The organism is Sediminibacillus massiliensis (assembly GCF_900156915.1).
GTDB lineage: Bacteria > Bacillota > Bacilli > Bacillales > Amphibacillaceae > Sediminibacillus_A > Sediminibacillus_A massiliensis.
Map to the genome: position 1 here is coordinate 2,281,629 of NZ_LT732535.1, position 18,978 is coordinate 2,300,606.

An 18,978-nucleotide genomic window follows, 5' to 3' on the forward strand; every position below is an offset into this window, starting at 1 on the left:
TAACTGTTAAAAGTTCGCCGATTGTGTTCTTTCCCTTTGACGCAATCCTTAATATTATACCACAAAATTAAGAACGATAAGCTAATCCATATAAATTTAGGACCAAGACACAGCATGTTAACTGAGCTGATTCTTTCAATACTCAAAAAGGTATTATCTATATAGATAATACCTTATCATTCTTATATCAACTGTTTTCTATTCATCTTGAGGCTCTTTGCTTATTAAGTTGTCGAATAATTGCAGCCAAAGGTCATAATGTTTTTCCTCATTATATTTGTTAATGGCGTAACTGTGCCCGTTTTGTCCCATTACATTTGCTTTTATCGGAGCCTTTAACAATTTGACAACCTTTGAAGCAAACTCTTTCCTGTCTTTGTTCGGTACAACATATCCAGTTTTTCCATTTTGGATAATATCGCGAGGTCCATAATTGACATCATAGCTGACAACAGGAGTTCTATTTATTAATGACTCGATGATTACCATACTAAATCCTTCAAAACGGGATGTGAGAGTAGAAACAGTAGCTTGTCCAAGAACTTCATCAACAGAATTGCTATATCCCATGAGGGATACATGATCATTTAACGCCAAATCATCAATGATTCGTTGAAGTCGTTCTCTATCCGGACCATCCCCGTAAATTTTCAACGAGGCTTCAGGCACTTCGTCTACTACAAGTTTGAAAGCATTAATAAGTTCGTCCAGACCTTTTTCTGGATGATATCTTGATACTGCCGTCACTAAGTTGTCTTTCTTATAGACTTGCTTTTCCTTAACACTAACAAAGTGAGGAATGACAAAGATATTTTGATAGTCTCCGAATTGTTTTATAATATCTTCCTTTTGTTGTTCCGTCAACACAACAATAGCTTCTACATTATCAATATTATCAAGTAGCGGTTGATGATTATCTTTTATAGGACTTCCGAATTCATGCGGCTTGGCGAAATGGTTCGTATGGATTGCATAGATTCTGTTTACAAGGTTTTCATCCATATCCATTACCTTAGATGCAGATCCCACCCCGTCACAAATCATAAAAGGTTTTTCTTTATGGGCTGAACATAGCTCATTCAACCAGAAAGTATGGAATTCCTGATTATTCTTGAATCTCTCCACTTTGCTTGAATGTCTATTAAATAAATGAATGTTACTTATTTTTTCCTTGTCGTTATACCATCTGTTCAAGTAGCAAAATCCGTCCAGAGTATAGAATAGTTCTTGCTTTGGTTTGTTTGTACTCAAGTCAAAATAGATCCTGCTGATTATATTGCCTTCTTCTGCAAACTTTTCTCTTAATACTCTTGCCCGATTGTCATTAAAATAGTCAATATGCTGGAGAACACCATTTTTTGTCCATTTTTTGTATTTGCGATATAGCCCGTTTTCAAAGTAGCGTGCGTTATTTGACTCTAAATCTAAATGGGCATCCAGTCCTTCTTCTTCAGATGATGAGGCATATCTGTAATACTTAATCGACTCTTCGCTCATCCCGGACATGGTATTCTTATTACGATAATAATCATAAACATTAATAATATTGACATCTTTTCCAAGTCTTCCTACATCCCTGAGACGCGCTGAAATGTCTGGATAGTTCTCTTTATAATCCAATGTGATGAGATCCACGTCCCATCCCTTGGCACTGAACATCTTTGAGCGGTTTAACATTACCTGAGTGATACCGCCTTTATTTACATCGATATCATATAAAAGCATAAATAGCTTATTGTTCATGTTTATCACCCCTTGTCCGTAAGTGTCTCTTCCTCTTCTTTTTCCAAAATCAATTGATCTACGACTCGCCTGCTTGACTGGCCATCTATATGATCAAAGAAATAATTTATAAAAGGTTCGATTTTATCCATTTTGTAATCTTCCTGATGGATGGTTCTGATTAAATCTTCCGTTGTCTTCGCAAGCGGCCCAGGAATAAAGGAGTGGTAATTATAATAAAAATCACGTTTTTGCACATATTCTTCCACATCGTAAGCAAAGAATATCATTGGCTTATTTAGCAGGGCGAATTCAAAACAAACGGAGGAGTAGTCCGTAACTAGTATATCAGTGATGAATAAAAGGTCATTTATCTCTCTGTAATCAGAGAAATCGTAAAAGAAGTCCGTGTATTGATAAGGAATTTGAATATCATTCTTAACAAATGGATGAATCTTTAATATAAATACATATTCATCACTAAGTTCATTGTAGAGTTTCTCCAGGTTCAATGCTTCCATCCGATAATGGGCAGACTGCTGTCCATTGCCCCTGAAAGTGGGAGCAAACATGATGACTTTTTTGCCTTTTAAGTATGGATGTTCTTGATAAATTTCTTCTCGTACCGTCTGTTTATAATCCTCATCAAAGAAAATATCTGTCCGAGGAATGCCGGTAGCAACTACATTTTCTTCCGGTATTCCAAATCCTTCTGCATAATGAGGCGCTATATTCTTTGAACTAACGGTAACCTTTGTATAATTCCGGTGATTTAATGACTTTGGCGATGGTCCCCCAGGACGTCCAATCCGGCTAAAACCGAATGTTTTAAATGCTCCAACTGCATGCCATAGCTGAATAAGTTCACTATTTCTTCTTATTGTTAATGGATAAACCATTGGATAAAAATCATCCAATAAGATGAATTTTGATGTAGCCAACTGATAGGCAAGATGAATCAACTCACCATAGCTTTTCTTTTCTCCTACACCTTTTTTAAGTGCAAATTCATATGTTAAATCTAAATCCCTTGAAGCCATTTCATCGTAGACAAATTTGAAGTTGCCACCCAACTCCTCCCTGCTATCTGAAGCAAACAGCACTTTCTTCTTATTTACAGGGAATATCCAGCATAATCTATAAATAACACCGAAAAGTTTCTTTTGAAAAAACTTATAGAAGACTCCACTGGTTTCGGGAGCATCCAACTGCATTTCCCTTGGATCGAGATCTTTCAATTTGGTAGAGACCAGCTTTAACGTTTTGTGGGTAAAGTCATAAGTTGCCAACAAGTTATATTTCATTTCTCTTCTGGCAGTAAAATATTCCATTTTCGCAGCATGGAAACCATCACTCAGATAATTCTCAATGTTCCCGAGAGGAAACACTTTTTTATACTTTTCCTTACTTGAAACAAACGCCTCTACTTCTAGATAGAGGAAATAGTCACCTGATTCAAGTGGTTTATCTCCCTTTGACAAGGTTGCAAAATTGACTGCCCCCTCAAAACCTGCCCATTGATATTGTTCCTCGATAGTCTCTTCAGTCTGAAGTTCGACTACTTTCTTATCTCTCAAAGGAATTACAAACTTTTTTTCATTATTACAATATAGCAGTAAGTTTTTTCTAACAAGGTCATCATTGTCCATGGGAACACCTTCTAGATAAAAATACCCTTCCAACTTTAACTGTGGTCCATTCCAGTTAAGAGAGGTAATATCCCTATGTACCTTGAGATCATTAAGGTCATCTTGTTCCACAAAGTCCGTTTCGGCTGTAGAGGCATATTTTACGACGTTATCTGAATTTATAACAACTTCTTTTCCTTCAATAACCACTGGATTTCCTTGCCCATTCTGTCGCTTAACTGATCTTTTCAGACGTTTTTTTAAACGAGTAAACATACATGTTAGCTCCAATCTGTCCTCAAAACTTGAAATGAAAATAGAAAAGAGGGATCTACTCTCCCCTTTTCCATTAATATAACCCAATATTATTAAAATAAGTGCTCTACGATTCTTTTACTTGCATTACCATCCGTATAGTCAAAAAATTTATCGCGGAAGCTGTGAATTTGCTCCTTATTAAAACGTTCTTCCCGAAGCCATTTTACTAAGGAAGATGTATCTCTGAACAAAGGACCAGGTATGAACGATTCATATTCATAATAAAAATCCCGTTCTTCAATATATTCTTCTAAATCAAACGGAAAAAAACACATCGGCTTGTCTAACAAGCTGTATTCAAAAATGACAGAAGAGTAATCTGTAATCAACACATCACATAAGTACATCAGTTCCTGGATACCAAAGTCGCTCGATAAATCATAGACAAAGCTCTTATGCCTCTCTCTATCCAATCTTATAAATTTCATATATGGATGGAAGTGAGTGACAAGAGCATAGGTTCCTTCCAGATGCCTTTCCATTTCTTCCAGATCAAATGGCAGATTAAATGACTCTTGATAGTGACTTTTCCCACGGAAGGTGGGGGCATAAAGGATTAGCTTTTTTCCGTTCAGTTCTGGATAAAGCTTCTGAAATTTTGCCATAGTAGCAGAAGTTTTTTTACCATCGTAGAAATAGTCTGTTCTAGGAAGACCGAGCGGAAGAATTCTGTCCCCGGGCATATCAAAAGCTTCAGCGAAGTAGGGTACAACCTCTTTTGAACTGACTATGGCATTTGAATAGTTAGAATGAATGTTAACATGCTGCAGGTACTCTACACTTGGTCCGAAAGATTTCCCCTTGGTACTATGCCCGAATTTTTTAAATGCACCCGCTGCATGCCATAACTGGATTATTTTTGTCTTTTTATGCGGTTTAATTACATATACCGGGTAATAGTAGTCGTCGATTACGAAATATGCCGAAGTAGCGAGATGATAACAGGCCCTTACTAAGTGCAGTACATAATCTACCTTGCCGAGGTAAGAAGACTGGTACTTTTTAAAAAGCATCGTAAAGGTGTAATCTCTTTCGCTGTTTTGCAATTCCTCATACAAATATAGCAAGTTTCCCTTTAAACGTTCCTCTCTATAGGATGCAAAGGTAACCTTATCCGCCTTTAAAGGGAAAACAAAGGAGAATATAGAATAAATAGTTTTCAATGCCATATTAACTGCAATTAAAAGCATCTTATTTAACTTCTTCATTCCATATCCATCCTTACTTTTCCAATTATATCTTCCATTCCATCACTGTTTTTCCCCAAGAGGTAGTCAAATCCTTTTCAAAACACTGAAGTATATCATCAATAGACTTAATTTCATTTACTGAACCTATCAACGTTTCAAAATACTCCTGCATTTTAGGATTTTCGCTCAGCAGCTCGACCGTATTTTCAAAGTCTACTCTGCCACTTCTGCTGCTTCCGATCATGGTAATACCTTTCTCAAGTACCATCCTGGTATTAATTTCCACAGGTTCTTCTGAGACTCCCAAAATGGATATAGATCCTTCCGGTTTGATATAGTCAATAATTTGATTTATTGCATATTGGCTTCCTTTTCCTCCAACACATTCAAAGGCATGATCCAATTCAAGGTTTTCTGGAATCATGTCAATTTGATGAACTTCATCCACAAACGAAAAGTGATCCAGTTTATAAGGGGTTTTTCCAAACACAATTACTTTACTGTCTTTGTAAAGGGTTTTAAGAATCAGGGAAGTGATGAAGCCAAGATTCCCGTCGCCCCAAACACCAAATACTTCCCTTCTAACATGGGCGCGTTGATCGAACCGGACGATAGAATGCATGGCAATGGTAATCAATTCCATAAACGCACCTACATGAGGATTGATGTTGTCACCCAGGGGTACTAAGCGATCTCTGTTCAAGAACACATAGTCCTGCATGAATCCATCAAATCCGCTTGAACGGAATTTACTTGACCTTAAATAGTTTTCTGCGACAATCTCGTCTTCTTCCGAAGGTGTGTTAGGTACCATAACAACTGGGGTACCAGGTTCAAATTCTTTCTTCGGGTCATATACTACTTTTCCAATCCCTTCATGTATCAAAGCCATCGGAAGTTTCTTCGACAGCGCTTCTTTACCGCGTGTTCCGGTATAATAACGCTGGTCGGCAGCACAAATCGACAAGTGTGTAGGTCTGACCACTATATACTCTGAATTTAAGGAATAGTTACTATAGGTGACTTCCAATTGTCGTGGAGATACTAACCGGTAAACTTGATTTATCATTTGGATATCCGCTCCTGTAAAATTGCTTTTGCAACTTTTAAATCATAAGGGGTTGTAATTTTAATATTAAACAGTTCCCCTTTAACAATTTTTACTTTTTCACCTTTAAGGGCACAAATTTTACAAGCGTCTGTTAATACATTTTTCTCTTCTTCAGTCAGTTCGTTATAATGGTCAACCAAAGTTTGTATATTGAAACTCTGTGGTGTTTGTCCCTGGAACATCGTGTCACGAATCGGTATATTGTCAATTATTTCTCCGTCGTTTGACTGCAGGATAGTATCTACTGCCTCTATAGCGGTATCGACAGCTCCGTGCTTTAATGCTTCATCAATATTTTCTTCTATAATGCGGTGTGTAAGAAAAGGCCTTACTGAATCATGGGTAACGATTACATCGTCTTTACCAATCCCGAACTCATTCTTAATATAACGTATCCCACTCATAATAGACTCGTTTCGATCACTTCCACCTTCAACGACAACTAAACGGTCATTTTCGCCTATGTGTTTCTTTATAATGTCTTCAGTATAATTAATCCATTCTTTCGGGGATACAATCAATATTTTTTCAAAACGGTCGTTTAGTATAAATTTTTCAATAGTATGGATGATAATCGGCGTTTCATCAAGGGTAATAAATTGTTTTGGCATATTGATATTCCCCATCCGCGTCCCTTTACCACCAGCTAAAATCTCAGCATATATCACGATAAAATCTCCTTTTCTCTGTTTATTAATTAATTAGTCGCTTCTTCATATATATTGTCGAATATTTTTACACAAAAAATACAAATTTCAAATTAAATATACACGTTTTAACAAATACGTGCAACATACTGGCAGACAGGCTTGCAATAATGTTGGACATCCATTTTTTAATGATTGATAAAGGTATGATAACATTCGATAATATTTCTGGTATTTATGAGGGTTTATTGATTCTCTCTGTTTTATCAGAGGTATTCAACCTGATTTTTACCCTTAATGACATAGTGATAAACACTGTTATATAATAGGAAGGGATATGCATGTTTTTCTACTATTTTCATTATTTCACTCTTACGGTATTCTTTAAAGGGCAAAAACTCTTGGCAGTTTGTATCTTCTCAGTATCCAACTGATTATTTGTATCATTATTGATTTATTTTCCAAGGATTATTAAACGGCATTTCAAGTTGGAATTAATGCCATGTTTTGGTCCTTGTCTTTAGCCGAATAAACGTTTAATATGTAAATTACTATGGGTAATTATAAGAGATTAAACGCTCTTTCTAATTTGCTCCTAAAGGAGGGCTTATCATGAAAAAAGTAATAACTTACGGCACTTTTGATTTAATTCATGAAGGCCATATCAATATACTGAAACGTGCAAAAGAGTTAGGAGATCATCTTACTGTTGCAGTTTCTTCAGATTCCTTTAATAACCAAAAAAACAAGAGAGCTTACCACAACTATAAAACACGCAAATTCATTTTAGAGGCTATCCGTTATGTTGATGATGTCATTCCTGAAAACAACTGGGAACAAAAAGCAGATGATATTAAACGTTTAAACATCGATACTTTCGTGATGGGAGATGACTGGGCAGGAAAATTCGATTACTTGAAAGAATACTGTGAGGTCATTTACTTGCCTAGGACATCCGGCGTCTCCTCCACACAAATCAAAAATGACTTATTTCGGGTGGATCATGGGTAGAGAGCTCATCATTTCAATCTATCTGTTCCTAGTCAGAATGACATTCAACCTATTTAATTTAGCGCCTCTTAAAGAAAAAACAACTTTGGTCGCCTCTTTCGGGGACAATATTTCCCATGTAGCCGATGAGTTGGCGGCAAAAACGGATACCGAAATTATTATCTTAAAAACAGCAGGCTGTAAAAAGGACTTTAGTCACTTGAATGCTGCTGTTATTAATTTTGAGTCTAGAAATCTCGTAAACTTTATAACTTCCATCTTTCATCTAGCAACTTCAAAGGTAATTTTGGTTGATAATTATTATGGTTTTTTATCTGTCATGAATTTTAAACCTGATGTAATTTGCGTTCAATTATGGCATGCTGCCGGTGCTGTCAAACGCTTTGGTTTAAGAGACCCATCTATAAAGAATAGATCACACCGGGCAATTAAACGTTTCGAGGAAGTCTACAAGCGATTCCACTATGTAGTGGTGGGCTCGGAAAAAATGTCCAACATTTTCAGAGAGAGTTTTGGCTTAAGTAACCATAACATCCTGCGTACAGGGATTCCTAGAACCGATTTCTTTTTTGACAAAAAAGAAACACATGAAATTGAGCGTCAGTTGGAAAAACAGTTTCCAGTCATCCGTGACAAGAAAGTAATTTTGTATGCACCAACATTCCGGGATGATCAATTGACATCTCCGAAACTTGCTCTCGACTTAGACAGATTGTACCAGGAATTCAAGGATGAATATGTAGTATTCCTTCGTCTGCACCCAGCAGTCACTTTTCAATTAAAAAATCAGTATCCAGACTTTGTGGTAGATGTGAAAGACTATGAAAATATTAATCATTTGTTGCTTATAACTGATATTTTAATTTCAGATTACTCATCCATTCCATTTGAATATGCTTTGTTGCATAAGCCGATGATTTTTTACAGTTATGATTTGGAAGAATATCAAACAGCCAGAGGTTTCTGGGAAGATTATCGAAGAAACATGCCGGGACCAGTAGTCGACAGCACAGAAGAAATTGTTGAAATCATTAAAAACAACCAATTTGACATGGGGCGTATAAGAGATTTCGCCAATGAGTGGAATCAGTATTCCAGAGGTAATTCCAGTGAGTTACTCATTTCATTTGTATTTGAAAGTCAAGAGAGAGCGAGAGTGCTCAATCAATAAAAAATACCACTCCCTTATCACCGGAGTGGTATTTTTTATTCTATTTTAGATAAGCGCTGTGAATCCACGCTGTCTTGCCATCAATCGTGCCTCGATACCAAGTGTTATTTCCGACTGTTTCAGTTAAATTAACTTTGAAGATTCTACTTTTATACTTTCCAAGATCATCAATGACTAGATTTTTGCTGCCGCCCCAAGCTTTACTGAAGGCACTTCCTTTGCCTACAATCTCGAAAGTCTTTGCTTTATGGTCGACACTTGCATGATTATAAGTGACCATATCACTCTTCTCTACCCAGCCAATTGTTCCACTTGTACTGCTTGGCTTCCTGCTGATTAAGAAATAAGTTTTTCCATTCATTTTTGTCTGTTTCTTAATATAGTAGACTGCATTCGTATAGTTGTCAGCTGAGAAAGTAGTAGACGTATCTCCTGCCGTTTCATATATTTGTGCTGAACCACGCAAATGACCAAGCTTGCTTACTCTGCTTTCTTCACCGGCAGTAACATAACTGGAGTGAACCCAAACCGTTTTGCCATTCAATACACCACGGTACCAAGTGTTATTTCCGACTGTTTCAGTCAAGTTCACTTTGAATTGCGCATTTTTAAAGTTTGCAAGGTTATCATAAACTAAGTCTTTTTTACCTCCCCATGCCGTTGCATAGGCACTTCCTGATCCCTCTATGCTGAACGTTTTAGAATTGGAATCTAGTCCACGATGGCTGTGCACGTCCATGTCTTGAGACTTGACCCAGCCGATCACACCCCTGCTGCTGCTCGGTTTATTACTGATCAAATAATAAATTTGGTCATTTACTTTTGCTTGTTTCTTAATATAATAAACAGCATTTGTGTATGGCGAGGCCGAAAATGCCGTTCTATTATCACCGATCTGTTGAAAAATAGTGGCATTACCGTGAAGATGCCCCAGCTTACTTGTGCTGCTTTCTTGTTTCGTTGTTAAATTGCTGGTGTGGATCCAAACAGTCTCCCCATTTAAGGTTCCACGGTACCAATAATTGCTTCCAACCTTCTCGGTCAGGTCAATGTTTACTTCCTGGCCTACATAGTTGGAAAGATCTGAATAAATCACATCTTTAGGTCCTCCCCAGGCTTTGCTGTAAGCAGAACCGCTGCCTCTTACATAGAAGGTCTTTTTCCTGCTGTCTACTCCTGTGTGTGCATAGGTGTTCATATCTTTTGCCTTTACCCAGCCGATAACTCCCTTTTGGCTGCTCGGCAGTCGACTGATAAGATAATAAGTATCACCCTTAGCTTCTGTTTGTGCTTTTATATAGTAGACCGCACTTGTATAATTTTCAGCGGAGACCGCTGAAGAGCTTACACCAGCATATTTAAATATTCTAGCATCACCATGCAGATGTCCAAGCCTGCTTGTATTTGCCTTTGCTCTCTCAAAGTTATCATATCTTGATCTTACCAAGCTTATAAACTGATTCCAGCTGTAACCATATCTTGCAAAATATCCATGAGGGTCCACATGCGTGGTACCGCCCAAGTAGTTACTAACCGCTTTATGGGACCACAATGTACCTTGCCCGTCACTTTCCGCGCTGTTAACCCCTAACCCATAGTTATACAATATAGAGGCAATGTAATCTGCATAGTTATTAATCGACTTGGCGAATTGATCAAAGTTACTCACTCTTACCAATTCTACATGGACAAAACGCTGGTTGGCGTATGGTCCTGCCCCCCATGCACCCAAATCTAATGGGTGAATCTGAATTACCCTTTCATCGTCCACAAATGCATGTACAAAGGCGTTTCGATGATTTTGGGACATGTAAGAGATTTCACTGGTTATCGTTGAATAATCATTTGCCGTTTCATGAGCAACGACCCCTTCTACTTTACCGAAACCATTCCTGTAATTAAATTGAGTAAAGAAGTTTTTAAACTGATACTCGACATTCGCTACAGGTAAATTGCTGATATAGCTGTTCACGTCGGGATAACTTCGTTTAGCCCCCACAATTCCTTCTCCTGTATCATGCTGGTGTTCACTTTCTACAACACCATCCCTCCAACCTTCCGGGACATACTGGAGTTCTTTTTCGGTAAATTTACTTATATCAATTCCGTATACAGTTGTTCCTTTTTTAATTCCGAATTGATTATATTCGGCAGTGTCTTCTTCTCGGTCTTCTTCTGCAGTCTTGCTTTTTTCTACGGTTTCCTTCTCTTCAGAAGATGTTTCTGTCTCGGTTTTCTTGATGTCTGCAGACTCTGCTGTTTCCGATTGTTGTTTAGATGTTGCTTCGTCTTCTGTATCTGTACCCGACTCTTCGGATTCTTCCTTCGTATCTTGTTGATCTGTCTCTAGGACTTCATTATTTTCTTCTTCACTATTTGTTTCGCCTTTCCTTTCTTCTGACTCAGTATTTTCCGCATCCTCTTCTTCTGACTCTTCGACTGACTCTACCTTTACGGCAGAATCTGTATTATTCGCTGATTCAGTTGTTTCCTTATCTTTTTCCGGATTACTTTCGGATTCAACGTTATTTACCTGCTCTTCAGCATCGACTTCTGGCGCTGATCCATTATCCTCTGCAAATAAATATGTAGGAAAAACAGACGAATAGACCAAAACCACTAATGCTATGATGACTAGTTTCCTCATATAATCCCCCTAATTATTGTAAATTCCGACTCTTTTTATATCGGTATAGCAACCCAAAGAGTTTAGTAGAATTTTGAAAATAAATGTAGAATATCAGACTTTCAATAAAAAGCACACTGCCCGTTCCCGGGAAGTGTGCTTCTCGTTAATCTTGGTAAACCGGAATATCTAAATACAATACATATGAATCAAGCTGTTGATATAAATTGTACATCGAATAGATTTGTTTTGAAGCCCATCCGATATCTGTTGCATACTGGCCGCCTGCATAACCGTAAGTTTCCATATGAAGCGGATTCCACCTCATTTTATAGATTGTATTTTTACCGTTGCCAATATACTTATCCTTAATGAAACTTGCCCCGCCTTTAATTGCTTTTTCAGGTGTATCCCAACCTTCATTAAAGGCTTTCTTAGCTCCACAAGTTAATGCACACCCATCAAATGCTTCAATTCCATACATATTATAAACAGTTGTAACAGTTGCGGATGTTTTACCTGGCTCTGAACCAACAAATGTGACATTCCCATTCTTATCCACCGGTACTCCAGTTGCTAAATCTGATGTTCCATGCCCTGTCTCTAATAGCGAGTGGGAGACGAGGTACACTTCACTTATGCCATTTTCACTACCAGCTTCCAAGAACACGGAACCCTTGCCATCCAGGACGCCCTTACCTTGAAGGTAATTGTTTAATACCCCTGCAGATGCAACATTGGATTTTGATAAATCCAAGAATTGATATTGCTGTCTGCTGTCATTGATGAAGTTATTAGGATCCAGATAATATAGTGTATCTGTAGGGCTTGCATTTACCCACTGGTGTTTTTCCGTGTACTTGATTTGATACCATCCATTCAACTCTTTGACAATGTCAACACTGGTTCCTTCTTTTATTTGACCGACAATCCAGTAATTAGTACCAGGACCACCACGGACGTTTAAAGTTTCGGCTGTAACTTTGCCATCTTTAATATAGTTCTTTGATACATAACTATCGTACTCGTTATCGGTTTGCGGCTTTGTCGAGGCTTCCATTTGGATTGCTAATGCCTCTGCCAGCGATAAGTTATAAGTGGAATAAGATTGCGCAGGCTCATTCAGCAAGTACGCTTCATGCAGCCACAGTGTTTTGCCGTTCAAAGTACCTCTGTACCATGTATTGTTTCCGACTTTTTCTGTTAAGTTAACACTGAAAAGCTGATTGCTAAAGGAAGAGAGATCTCTGTAAACCAGATCTTTTGCTCCGCCCCACGCTTTACTGTATGCACTGCCTGTCCCTTTAATATAGAACGTTTTTGACTTGCTATCAGCAGTTGTATGGCTGTATGTCACCATGTCGCCCGCTTCTGTCCACCCCACAACTCCATTCACACTACTTGGCTTTGTGCTCACTAAGTAGTATGTCTTACCATCTAGCTGTGCCTGTCTTTTAATATAATAAACTGCATTAGTGTAAGTATCTGATGCTGGTATTGATGACGATAGGTCCCCGAGGTCTGGGTAAATTACTGCATCTCCACGGAAGTGTCCGAGCCTGCTCGTAGCAGTTTCTCTCACGTTGGTTACGTGAGAAGCATGCACCCAAACTGTTTTACCGTTTAGATTGCCACGGTACCAGACATCTTCGCCAACAGATTCAGTCAAATTAACACTAAATTCTTGATTCTTGTAAGAGGAAAGATCGCTAAATAGAATATCATTCGTGTCTCCCCATGTTTTATCGTATGCAGCGCCTGTCCCTCTCAGATAAAAGGTCTTAGAGTTACTATCAATTGTTTTATGACTGTAAGATTCCATATCCTCTGCTTTTACCCAGCCGACAACACCATTAGTACTGCTTGGTTTAGTGCTAATGAGATAGTATGTCTGGCCATTTAATTCAGCCTGTTTTTTGATATAATAAACAGAATTAGCATACTTGGCTCCAGCAGACATCGATGATGACAAATCACCAAGGTTGGTGAAAATCACGGCACTATCTTCTAAATGACCTAACCTGCTTGTTGAACTTTCATTTATATTTGATACATAAGCGGAATGGAGCCAGACTGTTTCTCCATCAAGTGTTCCGCGGTACCAAATGTTTTCTCCGACGCTTTCAGTCAAATTGACTTTAAATACTTGGTCTTTGTATTCAGAAAGGTCTCCATAAACTAAATCTTTTGGGCCTCCCCATGCCTTACTATATGCACTGCCTGTTCCCTTAACATAAAACGTTTTGGATTCGTGGTCCACTGATTTATGTGTATGTGTGACCATGTCCTTTGCTTTCACCCAGCCAATGACACCTCTAACACTACTTGGCTTTGTACTAATCAGATAATATGTTTGGTCATTCATTATTGCCTGTTTCTTTATATAGTACACAGCACTTGTATAAACACCAGCAGCAGATTCGTAGGAGGACAAATCAGATAAGTCACTGTAAATTACAGCATCTCCACGTAAATGGCCCAATCTACTTGTAGAACTTTCTTCCGCCTCCTGTACATTGGTTACATAAGCGGAATGGAGCCAGACTGTTCTACCATCTAATGTTCCTCTATACCATACGTTTCCTCCGACAGTCTCTGTAAGATCCACTTTAAAAGTTTGGCCTTTATAGCCGGTTAAATCTCCATAGACTAAATCTTTAGAACCGCCCCATGTTTTACTGTAAGCACTGCCTGTACCTTTTATATAGAATGTTTTGGATTGATGATCAAGCGTACGGTGACTATAAGTGTTCATGTCAGACGCTAGAACCCAGCCGACAACACCATTGGTACTGCTTGGTTTAGTGCTGATTAGATAGTATGTTTTGCCATTTAATTCAGCTTGTCTCTTAATATAGTAAACTGCGTTTGTATATTTGCCTTCAGCCGGAACAGAAGCGGAGAGATTGGTTAAATCAGAGTAGATGACCGCATCTCCATGAAGATGGCCAAGCCTGCTAGTTGAGCTCTCTTGAGGTGTTTCGACAGAAGAGCTTTTAAAAACGGCTTCTTCTTTCTCTTCTTTATCTGCTTCCTCTTCTAATTCTTCAGAAGGTTCCTCGGAAGAATTCTCAGTAATTTTCTGTTCTTCCTCAGTAAGAGCCTTCCTTTCCTGATCAACAACTTGCTTACTGTCATCTTCTGCTTGTTGCTCATCAGTCTGCTCTACACTGTGTTCATTCTCTTCTTCTTTTTCTTCCGTTAAATCCGTTTCTTCTTTTTCAGTATTTTCTGTGGTGTCATCGCTTTTTGGAGTATTGCTGTCTTGTTCTTCTCCATCTTGCGTTGATGATTCTTCCGTTTTTGAATCATTTTGTTCTACGACTTCGTCTGAATCACCTTGTTGAGAAGACTCATTTTCACTCGTTGTTTCAGAGGGGTCTTGAGTTGGAGTTTCTTCTTCTACTGGAGAATCTTTTTCCGCTTTATCAGTAGAGTTTTGTTCCACTTGTGTTTCTTTGGTCGTTTCCTCTGTAACAGCAGTCTCTTTCTCCGGTGCCTGTTCAGTATTCGTTTCTTCATTTACCTGTGTACTATTACTTGCTGCCGCAACGAATTGATAGGGAGCAATAACCTGAAAAAGTAACAAACCTATTAATACAAAAGCTAGTTTTCTCATATATAACCTCCATTTGTTGCTTGTCCTATGTAACTAACCAGCAACATTTCACTAGTCTTCCAGAAGAGTCTGATAGACTTCTCAACCTATAAATCCAAATTGGAGGTTTATATAGTTTTCATATAGGGTAGTTACTAAATAGGACAAAAATTGTTGATGAATAACACATTCAGTAAGAAGTTTCGGCTCTCATAATTTAGTGTGTTACCATCATCACTATGATGCAATACAATCTGCATTTGTTATCGCCATAATTCAGCTGTTCCAAATAGTTAAAAGAACATCAATGTCCTCACTTCCACTTTATATATCTTTTAGTCATCCCTCCTGTAGCATGATACAAATTATTTATTTGTCATACATTGTCCATTATGCCTGATTTTTTGTCGAATGTTAAGATAGTATTTTACTATTTTTTCAAAAAATAGTAAGGTATTGTCTTTTTTTAGTACATAACCTGATTTTTTGTAACACAAAAGCGGGCTTATTCTGTTATTGAATAAGCCCGCTTTAGTAATCTAGTATTTCTTTGATCTCGATCCTTCTATTATCCGCAAGATAGGTCTATAATTCTCACTGATCAATCCGGTCATTTCTACCACGATTTCCACCAGGATAGCGAGGGAAATCAACGTGATGGTTGAACCCCATACAGTAGATTTCGTAAATATTATAGCTGCAATGCTGAACAGTCCACTCATCGCATAAATCAAAATGACCGTTTGTCTGTGTCCGAAACCTAACTTCAACAAACAATGATGCAAATGCAATTTGTCCGGTGAAGACAACGGTTTATGCTGGATGAATCTTCTTACTATAGCAAAGAACGTATCAAGTATCGGTACACCGAGAATAATGATCGGAACTATCAAAGAAAATAAAGTGACGTTTTTAAATCCTAATACAGAGAATACACCGATCATATATCCTAAAAACAGAGCACCGGTATCGCCCATGAATATCTTGGCAGGATGGAAGTTGTAAAAAAGAAAACCGACCGTGCTTCCTAATAACATCAAGCCCATCAGTGCAACGAACGTATCCCCCAGGGAAATCGCCAAGCCGGAGATGGTGATCAATGCTATGGAAGAAACTCCTGCAGCAAGTCCGTCCAAGCCATCGATCAAGTTGATGGCATTGGTGATGCCGACTATCCATAAAATAGTTATCGGGATGCTGAAATAACCGAAATCCAGCGTCTCACCGAATGGCAGGTTGATAAAATTTATTTGCACGTCATTGAATACGACTATACCCGCGGCAATCAACTGTACGCTAAACTTGATCTTAGCAGATAGTTCAAATAAATCATCCAAGATACCTGTTGCTGTAATTAACAATGCACCGATCAGGATCGGCCAATAATATTCGCTGACAGGATCAAAAATAACGAAGCCAACCATAAAACTGATGAATATAGCCAGGCCACCAAGGCGCGGCATTACTCTGCTATGAATTTTTCGGTAATTCGGCTGATCTACCGCTCCTACCCATATGGCAAAACGCTTTACCAACGGGGTAATCGCAAGCGATATAAGCAGGCATACCAGCAATGCAATATAGTTCATCTTGTTCCTCCTGGCTCTCCATAACTTTGGTGCAATATTTTCTCTATTTATTTGACGTTTTGTATTGCTAAAAGTTTCAGAAGTCTTGCAGTTTCTTTTGCTTTAGTAAATATAGCATAAAACTTGTTAAATTACAGCTGATATTGTAGAAAATTTACAAATCTTCACGTAATCCAAGCCCGAAGCGAACTATCGAATATCCGGTAGATATCATGACTAATCCATCATCTACAAATCATTTGAGCCGAAAAGAAAAATTGCATGGCTCCGACAATCAGGTTCCCACCATCCGGGCATCCTAAACATCAGAACTCATGCATGGTCAATAAAATCAGTCAGAATCTGCTGCATCCGCTCACGCCCTGATCGAAAGGGCTTCGGTGTGAACTTTTCCGCTTGGATGATTACCGGCTCCAGGCTGTCTCCGTCGTTCCATGCCAGGATATGGCCTTGAGAAACAAAAGCGTCGACAAGCTGCAACTGGTGGTCATCATTGTGTTCACCGTACTTTTGCAACCGGGGGGCGGCAATAACCGCTTTTCCTTTGCGTAGACCAGTAATTACCGAACCGGTCCCGGCATGGGTAATGACGATTCTGGCTTGGTCGTATAACTGTTCCATTTCTTCATAAGTGACAAATTTTTTAAAAGTAAGTACATCGCTGGTAAATTTGGTATGCCCATTTTGGACAATGACCTCTTCTTTAATGAATCCATCTCTTTTCAACCGGTCCACTTCACGCACCAATCTGTAAAACGGGAGCTCATGGGTTCCCAGAACAACGAGTATCAATAGATAGACCCCCCATACACCGCATTAGGATAGATTTCTTTCATCGATTCCCACTGAACGATAAACAGGTCGGAAATCGGATAAATCATCCTGCCTGACAATGTCGGGCTGGTTGATTTGGCAAAACTCTCGATAAACACAATCTTCTTTCCGAATAATTTTGCCAGATAACACATCGGCACCGCTGTATGGGCCCCTGTTGTTATAATGACATCAGGCCTGTGTTTAAGGAATATAAGCAGCGATTTTATCGTATTATAAGAAAATTTATACACATAACGGACCGGGTAATTCCTGGCCCCGTACATAAGCAGAGAAACGGGGTATTTCTCCATGAGCTGTTTACTGATTTCCGACTTCTCGGTCACAATATGGTATTGGTAGTTTTTAAACAGACTTTCTAATTGAAGCAACTGGGTCAAGTGGCCACCGATTGATGAAATGAGAAGAAGTTTTTTTTGTTCCATTGATACTCTCCTATCTCTGATAGATTGAAATAAGTTGATCTAACAAACGGTACTGATCATTGTCTTGCGCCTTTCTCTCTCCCTGTGCTTTCAATTGCTCTTGTAATTGTGTATTGTCGAGGACTTGTTCTAATCCTTGCTGTAATGATGTATCATTTTGTGGTTCTACTAAAATACCTGCACCGTCTTCAAGCAAGTATTCCAGGCCGCCTGTTCTGCTGCCCACCACTGGTGTATGGCATGACATGGCTTCCAAAGCCACCAAACCAAACCCTTCCATATGGGAAGGCAGGACAAAAACTTCCGCCGCGGCCATCCATCGGGCAATTTCCGTCTGCCCCTTTGCTTGATGGAATATAATATTCTTTATGTTTCCGGTTTGTACTTTCTTTTTCAAGTCTCGATAGAATTCAGGCTCTTTGACAGCACCGATCATATGCAGTTCAAGGTCGCTGCGGGTAAGCGCCAATCGCCTGTATGCCTCTACAAGTTCCTTCAATCCCTTTGCTTTGATAATATTTCCGACATATAAGATCACTTTCTTGTCGGGAGAGATGCCCAACATCTCCTTTGCTTCCGTTTTCGGCTGTGGGTGAAAAATATGGCGGTTTACCCCCATGTTTAGTACGGTCACCTTTTCTTCCGGAATGGAGAATTTCAAGACAATTTCCTGTTTAAGTTTTTCTCCCACAGCAATTACGTGATCTGCCTGGTCAAGGACTAGTTTTGTCCGCTTAACGAAGAAGGAGCCTTTTTTAGCCATTTTGTCTAAATCGCCGCCATGGGAAGTGACAATCAACTTGGCTCTAAACAACCGTTTGAACAAGAGGCCGAACCAGCCGCTCGGAAAGATGTAATGGGCGTGTATAATAGAATAGTTTCTCCCTTTCCTCATCAAAATATAAGCAATCTGGAGAAACCAGATGAGATATTTTTTCAGTAAATGCACTTTGTCATTACGCGGATTCCGTATTGCCGCTACATCTGTCTTCCATCCTCGCTCCCTCAATGCTTCAACTTGGTTTTCAACAAAGATACCGAATGTCTTGTTCTTTCTACCTGGATACATAGTACTTAAAATAAGCACGCGTCGAGATTCAGGCAATGG

The 18,978-nt window shown here is 38.8% G+C and carries 13 protein-coding genes; 2 read left to right on the forward strand and 11 right to left on the reverse strand.

Annotated features, from left to right (window positions below; translation table 11 throughout):
• Positions 1 to 198 precede the first annotated feature (198 nt).
• The 5 genes from CZ434_RS12200 to CZ434_RS12220 all read right to left on the reverse strand — a co-directional run bounded on the left by CZ434_RS12200 (position 199) and on the right by CZ434_RS12220 (position 6,637).
• Complete coding sequence (locus CZ434_RS12200; RefSeq protein WP_077623397.1) at positions 199 to 1,743, reverse strand: glycosyltransferase; 1,545 nt, start codon at positions 1,741 to 1,743, stop codon at positions 199 to 201.
• A 5-nt stretch (positions 1,744 to 1,748) separates the two neighbouring features.
• On the reverse strand, positions 1,749 to 3,626 hold the full coding sequence (locus CZ434_RS12205; protein ID WP_077623398.1) for a CDP-glycerol glycerophosphotransferase family protein: 1,878 nt from the start codon (positions 3,624 to 3,626) through the stop codon (positions 1,749 to 1,751).
• A 92-nt stretch (positions 3,627 to 3,718) separates the two neighbouring features.
• Complete coding sequence (locus tag CZ434_RS12210) at positions 3,719 to 4,876, reverse strand: CDP-glycerol glycerophosphotransferase family protein (RefSeq protein WP_077623399.1); 1,158 nt, start codon at positions 4,874 to 4,876, stop codon at positions 3,719 to 3,721.
• Positions 4,877 to 4,901: 25 nt separating this feature from the next.
• Positions 4,902 to 5,927, reverse strand: coding sequence for a ribitol-5-phosphate dehydrogenase (locus tag CZ434_RS12215; protein WP_077623400.1), 1,026 nt, complete (start codon positions 5,925 to 5,927; stop codon positions 4,902 to 4,904).
• On the reverse strand, positions 5,924 to 6,637 hold the full coding sequence (locus CZ434_RS12220) for an IspD/TarI family cytidylyltransferase (RefSeq protein WP_077623401.1): 714 nt from the start codon (positions 6,635 to 6,637) through the stop codon (positions 5,924 to 5,926). The genes CZ434_RS12215 and CZ434_RS12220 overlap by 4 nt, the downstream gene beginning before the upstream one ends.
• Before the next feature lie 591 nt (positions 6,638 to 7,228).
• On the opposite strand from CZ434_RS12220, the gene tagD reads away from it, so the two are divergent.
• Together tagD and CZ434_RS12230 are read left to right on the forward strand one after the other, a co-directional pair.
• Positions 7,229 to 7,627 (forward strand): glycerol-3-phosphate cytidylyltransferase, encoded by a 399-nt coding sequence (gene tagD, locus CZ434_RS12225; RefSeq protein WP_077623402.1) that lies wholly within the window; start codon positions 7,229 to 7,231, stop codon positions 7,625 to 7,627.
• A complete protein-coding gene (locus CZ434_RS12230) occupies positions 7,620 to 8,798 on the forward strand; it encodes a CDP-glycerol glycerophosphotransferase family protein (RefSeq protein WP_077623403.1) in 1,179 nt (392 codons plus the stop codon). The genes tagD and CZ434_RS12230 overlap by 8 nt, the downstream gene beginning before the upstream one ends.
• A gap of 40 nt (positions 8,799 to 8,838) precedes the next feature.
• Here the strand turns inward: CZ434_RS12230 and CZ434_RS12235 are convergent, their stop codons facing one another.
• The 6 genes from CZ434_RS12235 to CZ434_RS12260 form a co-directional block, all read right to left on the reverse strand.
• Positions 8,839 to 11,445 (reverse strand): GW dipeptide domain-containing protein, encoded by a 2,607-nt coding sequence (locus tag CZ434_RS12235; RefSeq protein WP_077623404.1) that lies wholly within the window; start codon positions 11,443 to 11,445, stop codon positions 8,839 to 8,841.
• 145 nt (positions 11,446 to 11,590) lie between these two features.
• Positions 11,591 to 15,043 (reverse strand): GW dipeptide domain-containing protein, encoded by a 3,453-nt coding sequence (locus CZ434_RS12240; protein WP_077623405.1) that lies wholly within the window; start codon positions 15,041 to 15,043, stop codon positions 11,591 to 11,593.
• 518 nt (positions 15,044 to 15,561) lie between these two features.
• Positions 15,562 to 16,611 (reverse strand): glycosyltransferase family 4 protein, encoded by a 1,050-nt coding sequence (locus CZ434_RS12245; RefSeq protein WP_077623406.1) that lies wholly within the window; start codon positions 16,609 to 16,611, stop codon positions 15,562 to 15,564.
• A gap of 312 nt (positions 16,612 to 16,923) precedes the next feature.
• A complete protein-coding gene (gene pssE / locus CZ434_RS12250) occupies positions 16,924 to 17,403 on the reverse strand; it encodes a PssE/Cps14G family polysaccharide biosynthesis glycosyltransferase (protein WP_077623407.1) in 480 nt (159 codons plus the stop codon).
• Positions 17,400 to 17,870 carry a PssD/Cps14F family polysaccharide biosynthesis glycosyltransferase gene (gene pssD, locus CZ434_RS12255; RefSeq protein WP_077623408.1) on the reverse strand — a complete coding sequence of 157 codons (471 nt, stop codon included), beginning with the start codon at positions 17,868 to 17,870 and terminating at the stop codon, positions 17,400 to 17,402. The genes pssE and pssD overlap by 4 nt, the downstream gene beginning before the upstream one ends.
• A gap of 10 nt (positions 17,871 to 17,880) precedes the next feature.
• Positions 17,881 to 18,975 (reverse strand): glycosyltransferase, encoded by a 1,095-nt coding sequence (locus tag CZ434_RS12260; protein ID WP_245830980.1) that lies wholly within the window; start codon positions 18,973 to 18,975, stop codon positions 17,881 to 17,883.
• Positions 18,976 to 18,978: the final 3 nt, after the last annotated feature.

Bases quoted from the DNA above. Each gene is read 5' to 3' on its own strand.
- CZ434_RS12240 (WP_077623405.1), bottom strand. From the start codon at position 15,043: ATGAGAAAACTAGCTTTTGTATTAATAGGTTTGTTACTTTTTCAGGTT.
- CZ434_RS12200 (WP_077623397.1), bottom strand. From the start codon at position 1,743: ATGAACAATAAGCTATTTATGCTTTTATATGATATCGATGTAAATAAA.
- CZ434_RS12235 (WP_077623404.1), bottom strand. From the start codon at position 11,445: ATGAGGAAACTAGTCATCATAGCATTAGTGGTTTTGGTCTATTCGTCT.
- pssD (WP_077623408.1), bottom strand. From the start codon at position 17,870: ATGGAACAAAAAAAACTTCTTCTCATTTCATCAATCGGTGGCCACTTG.
- CZ434_RS12230 (WP_077623403.1), top strand. From the start codon at position 7,620: ATGGGTAGAGAGCTCATCATTTCAATCTATCTGTTCCTAGTCAGAATG.
- CZ434_RS12210 (WP_077623399.1), bottom strand. From the start codon at position 4,876: ATGAAGAAGTTAAATAAGATGCTTTTAATTGCAGTTAATATGGCATTG.
- CZ434_RS12205 (WP_077623398.1), bottom strand. From the start codon at position 3,626: ATGTTTACTCGTTTAAAAAAACGTCTGAAAAGATCAGTTAAGCGACAG.
- CZ434_RS12215 (WP_077623400.1), bottom strand. From the start codon at position 5,927: ATGATAAATCAAGTTTACCGGTTAGTATCTCCACGACAATTGGAAGTC.
- tagD (WP_077623402.1), top strand. From the start codon at position 7,229: ATGAAAAAAGTAATAACTTACGGCACTTTTGATTTAATTCATGAAGGC.
- CZ434_RS12245 (WP_077623406.1), bottom strand. From the start codon at position 16,611: ATGAACTATATTGCATTGCTGGTATGCCTGCTTATATCGCTTGCGATT.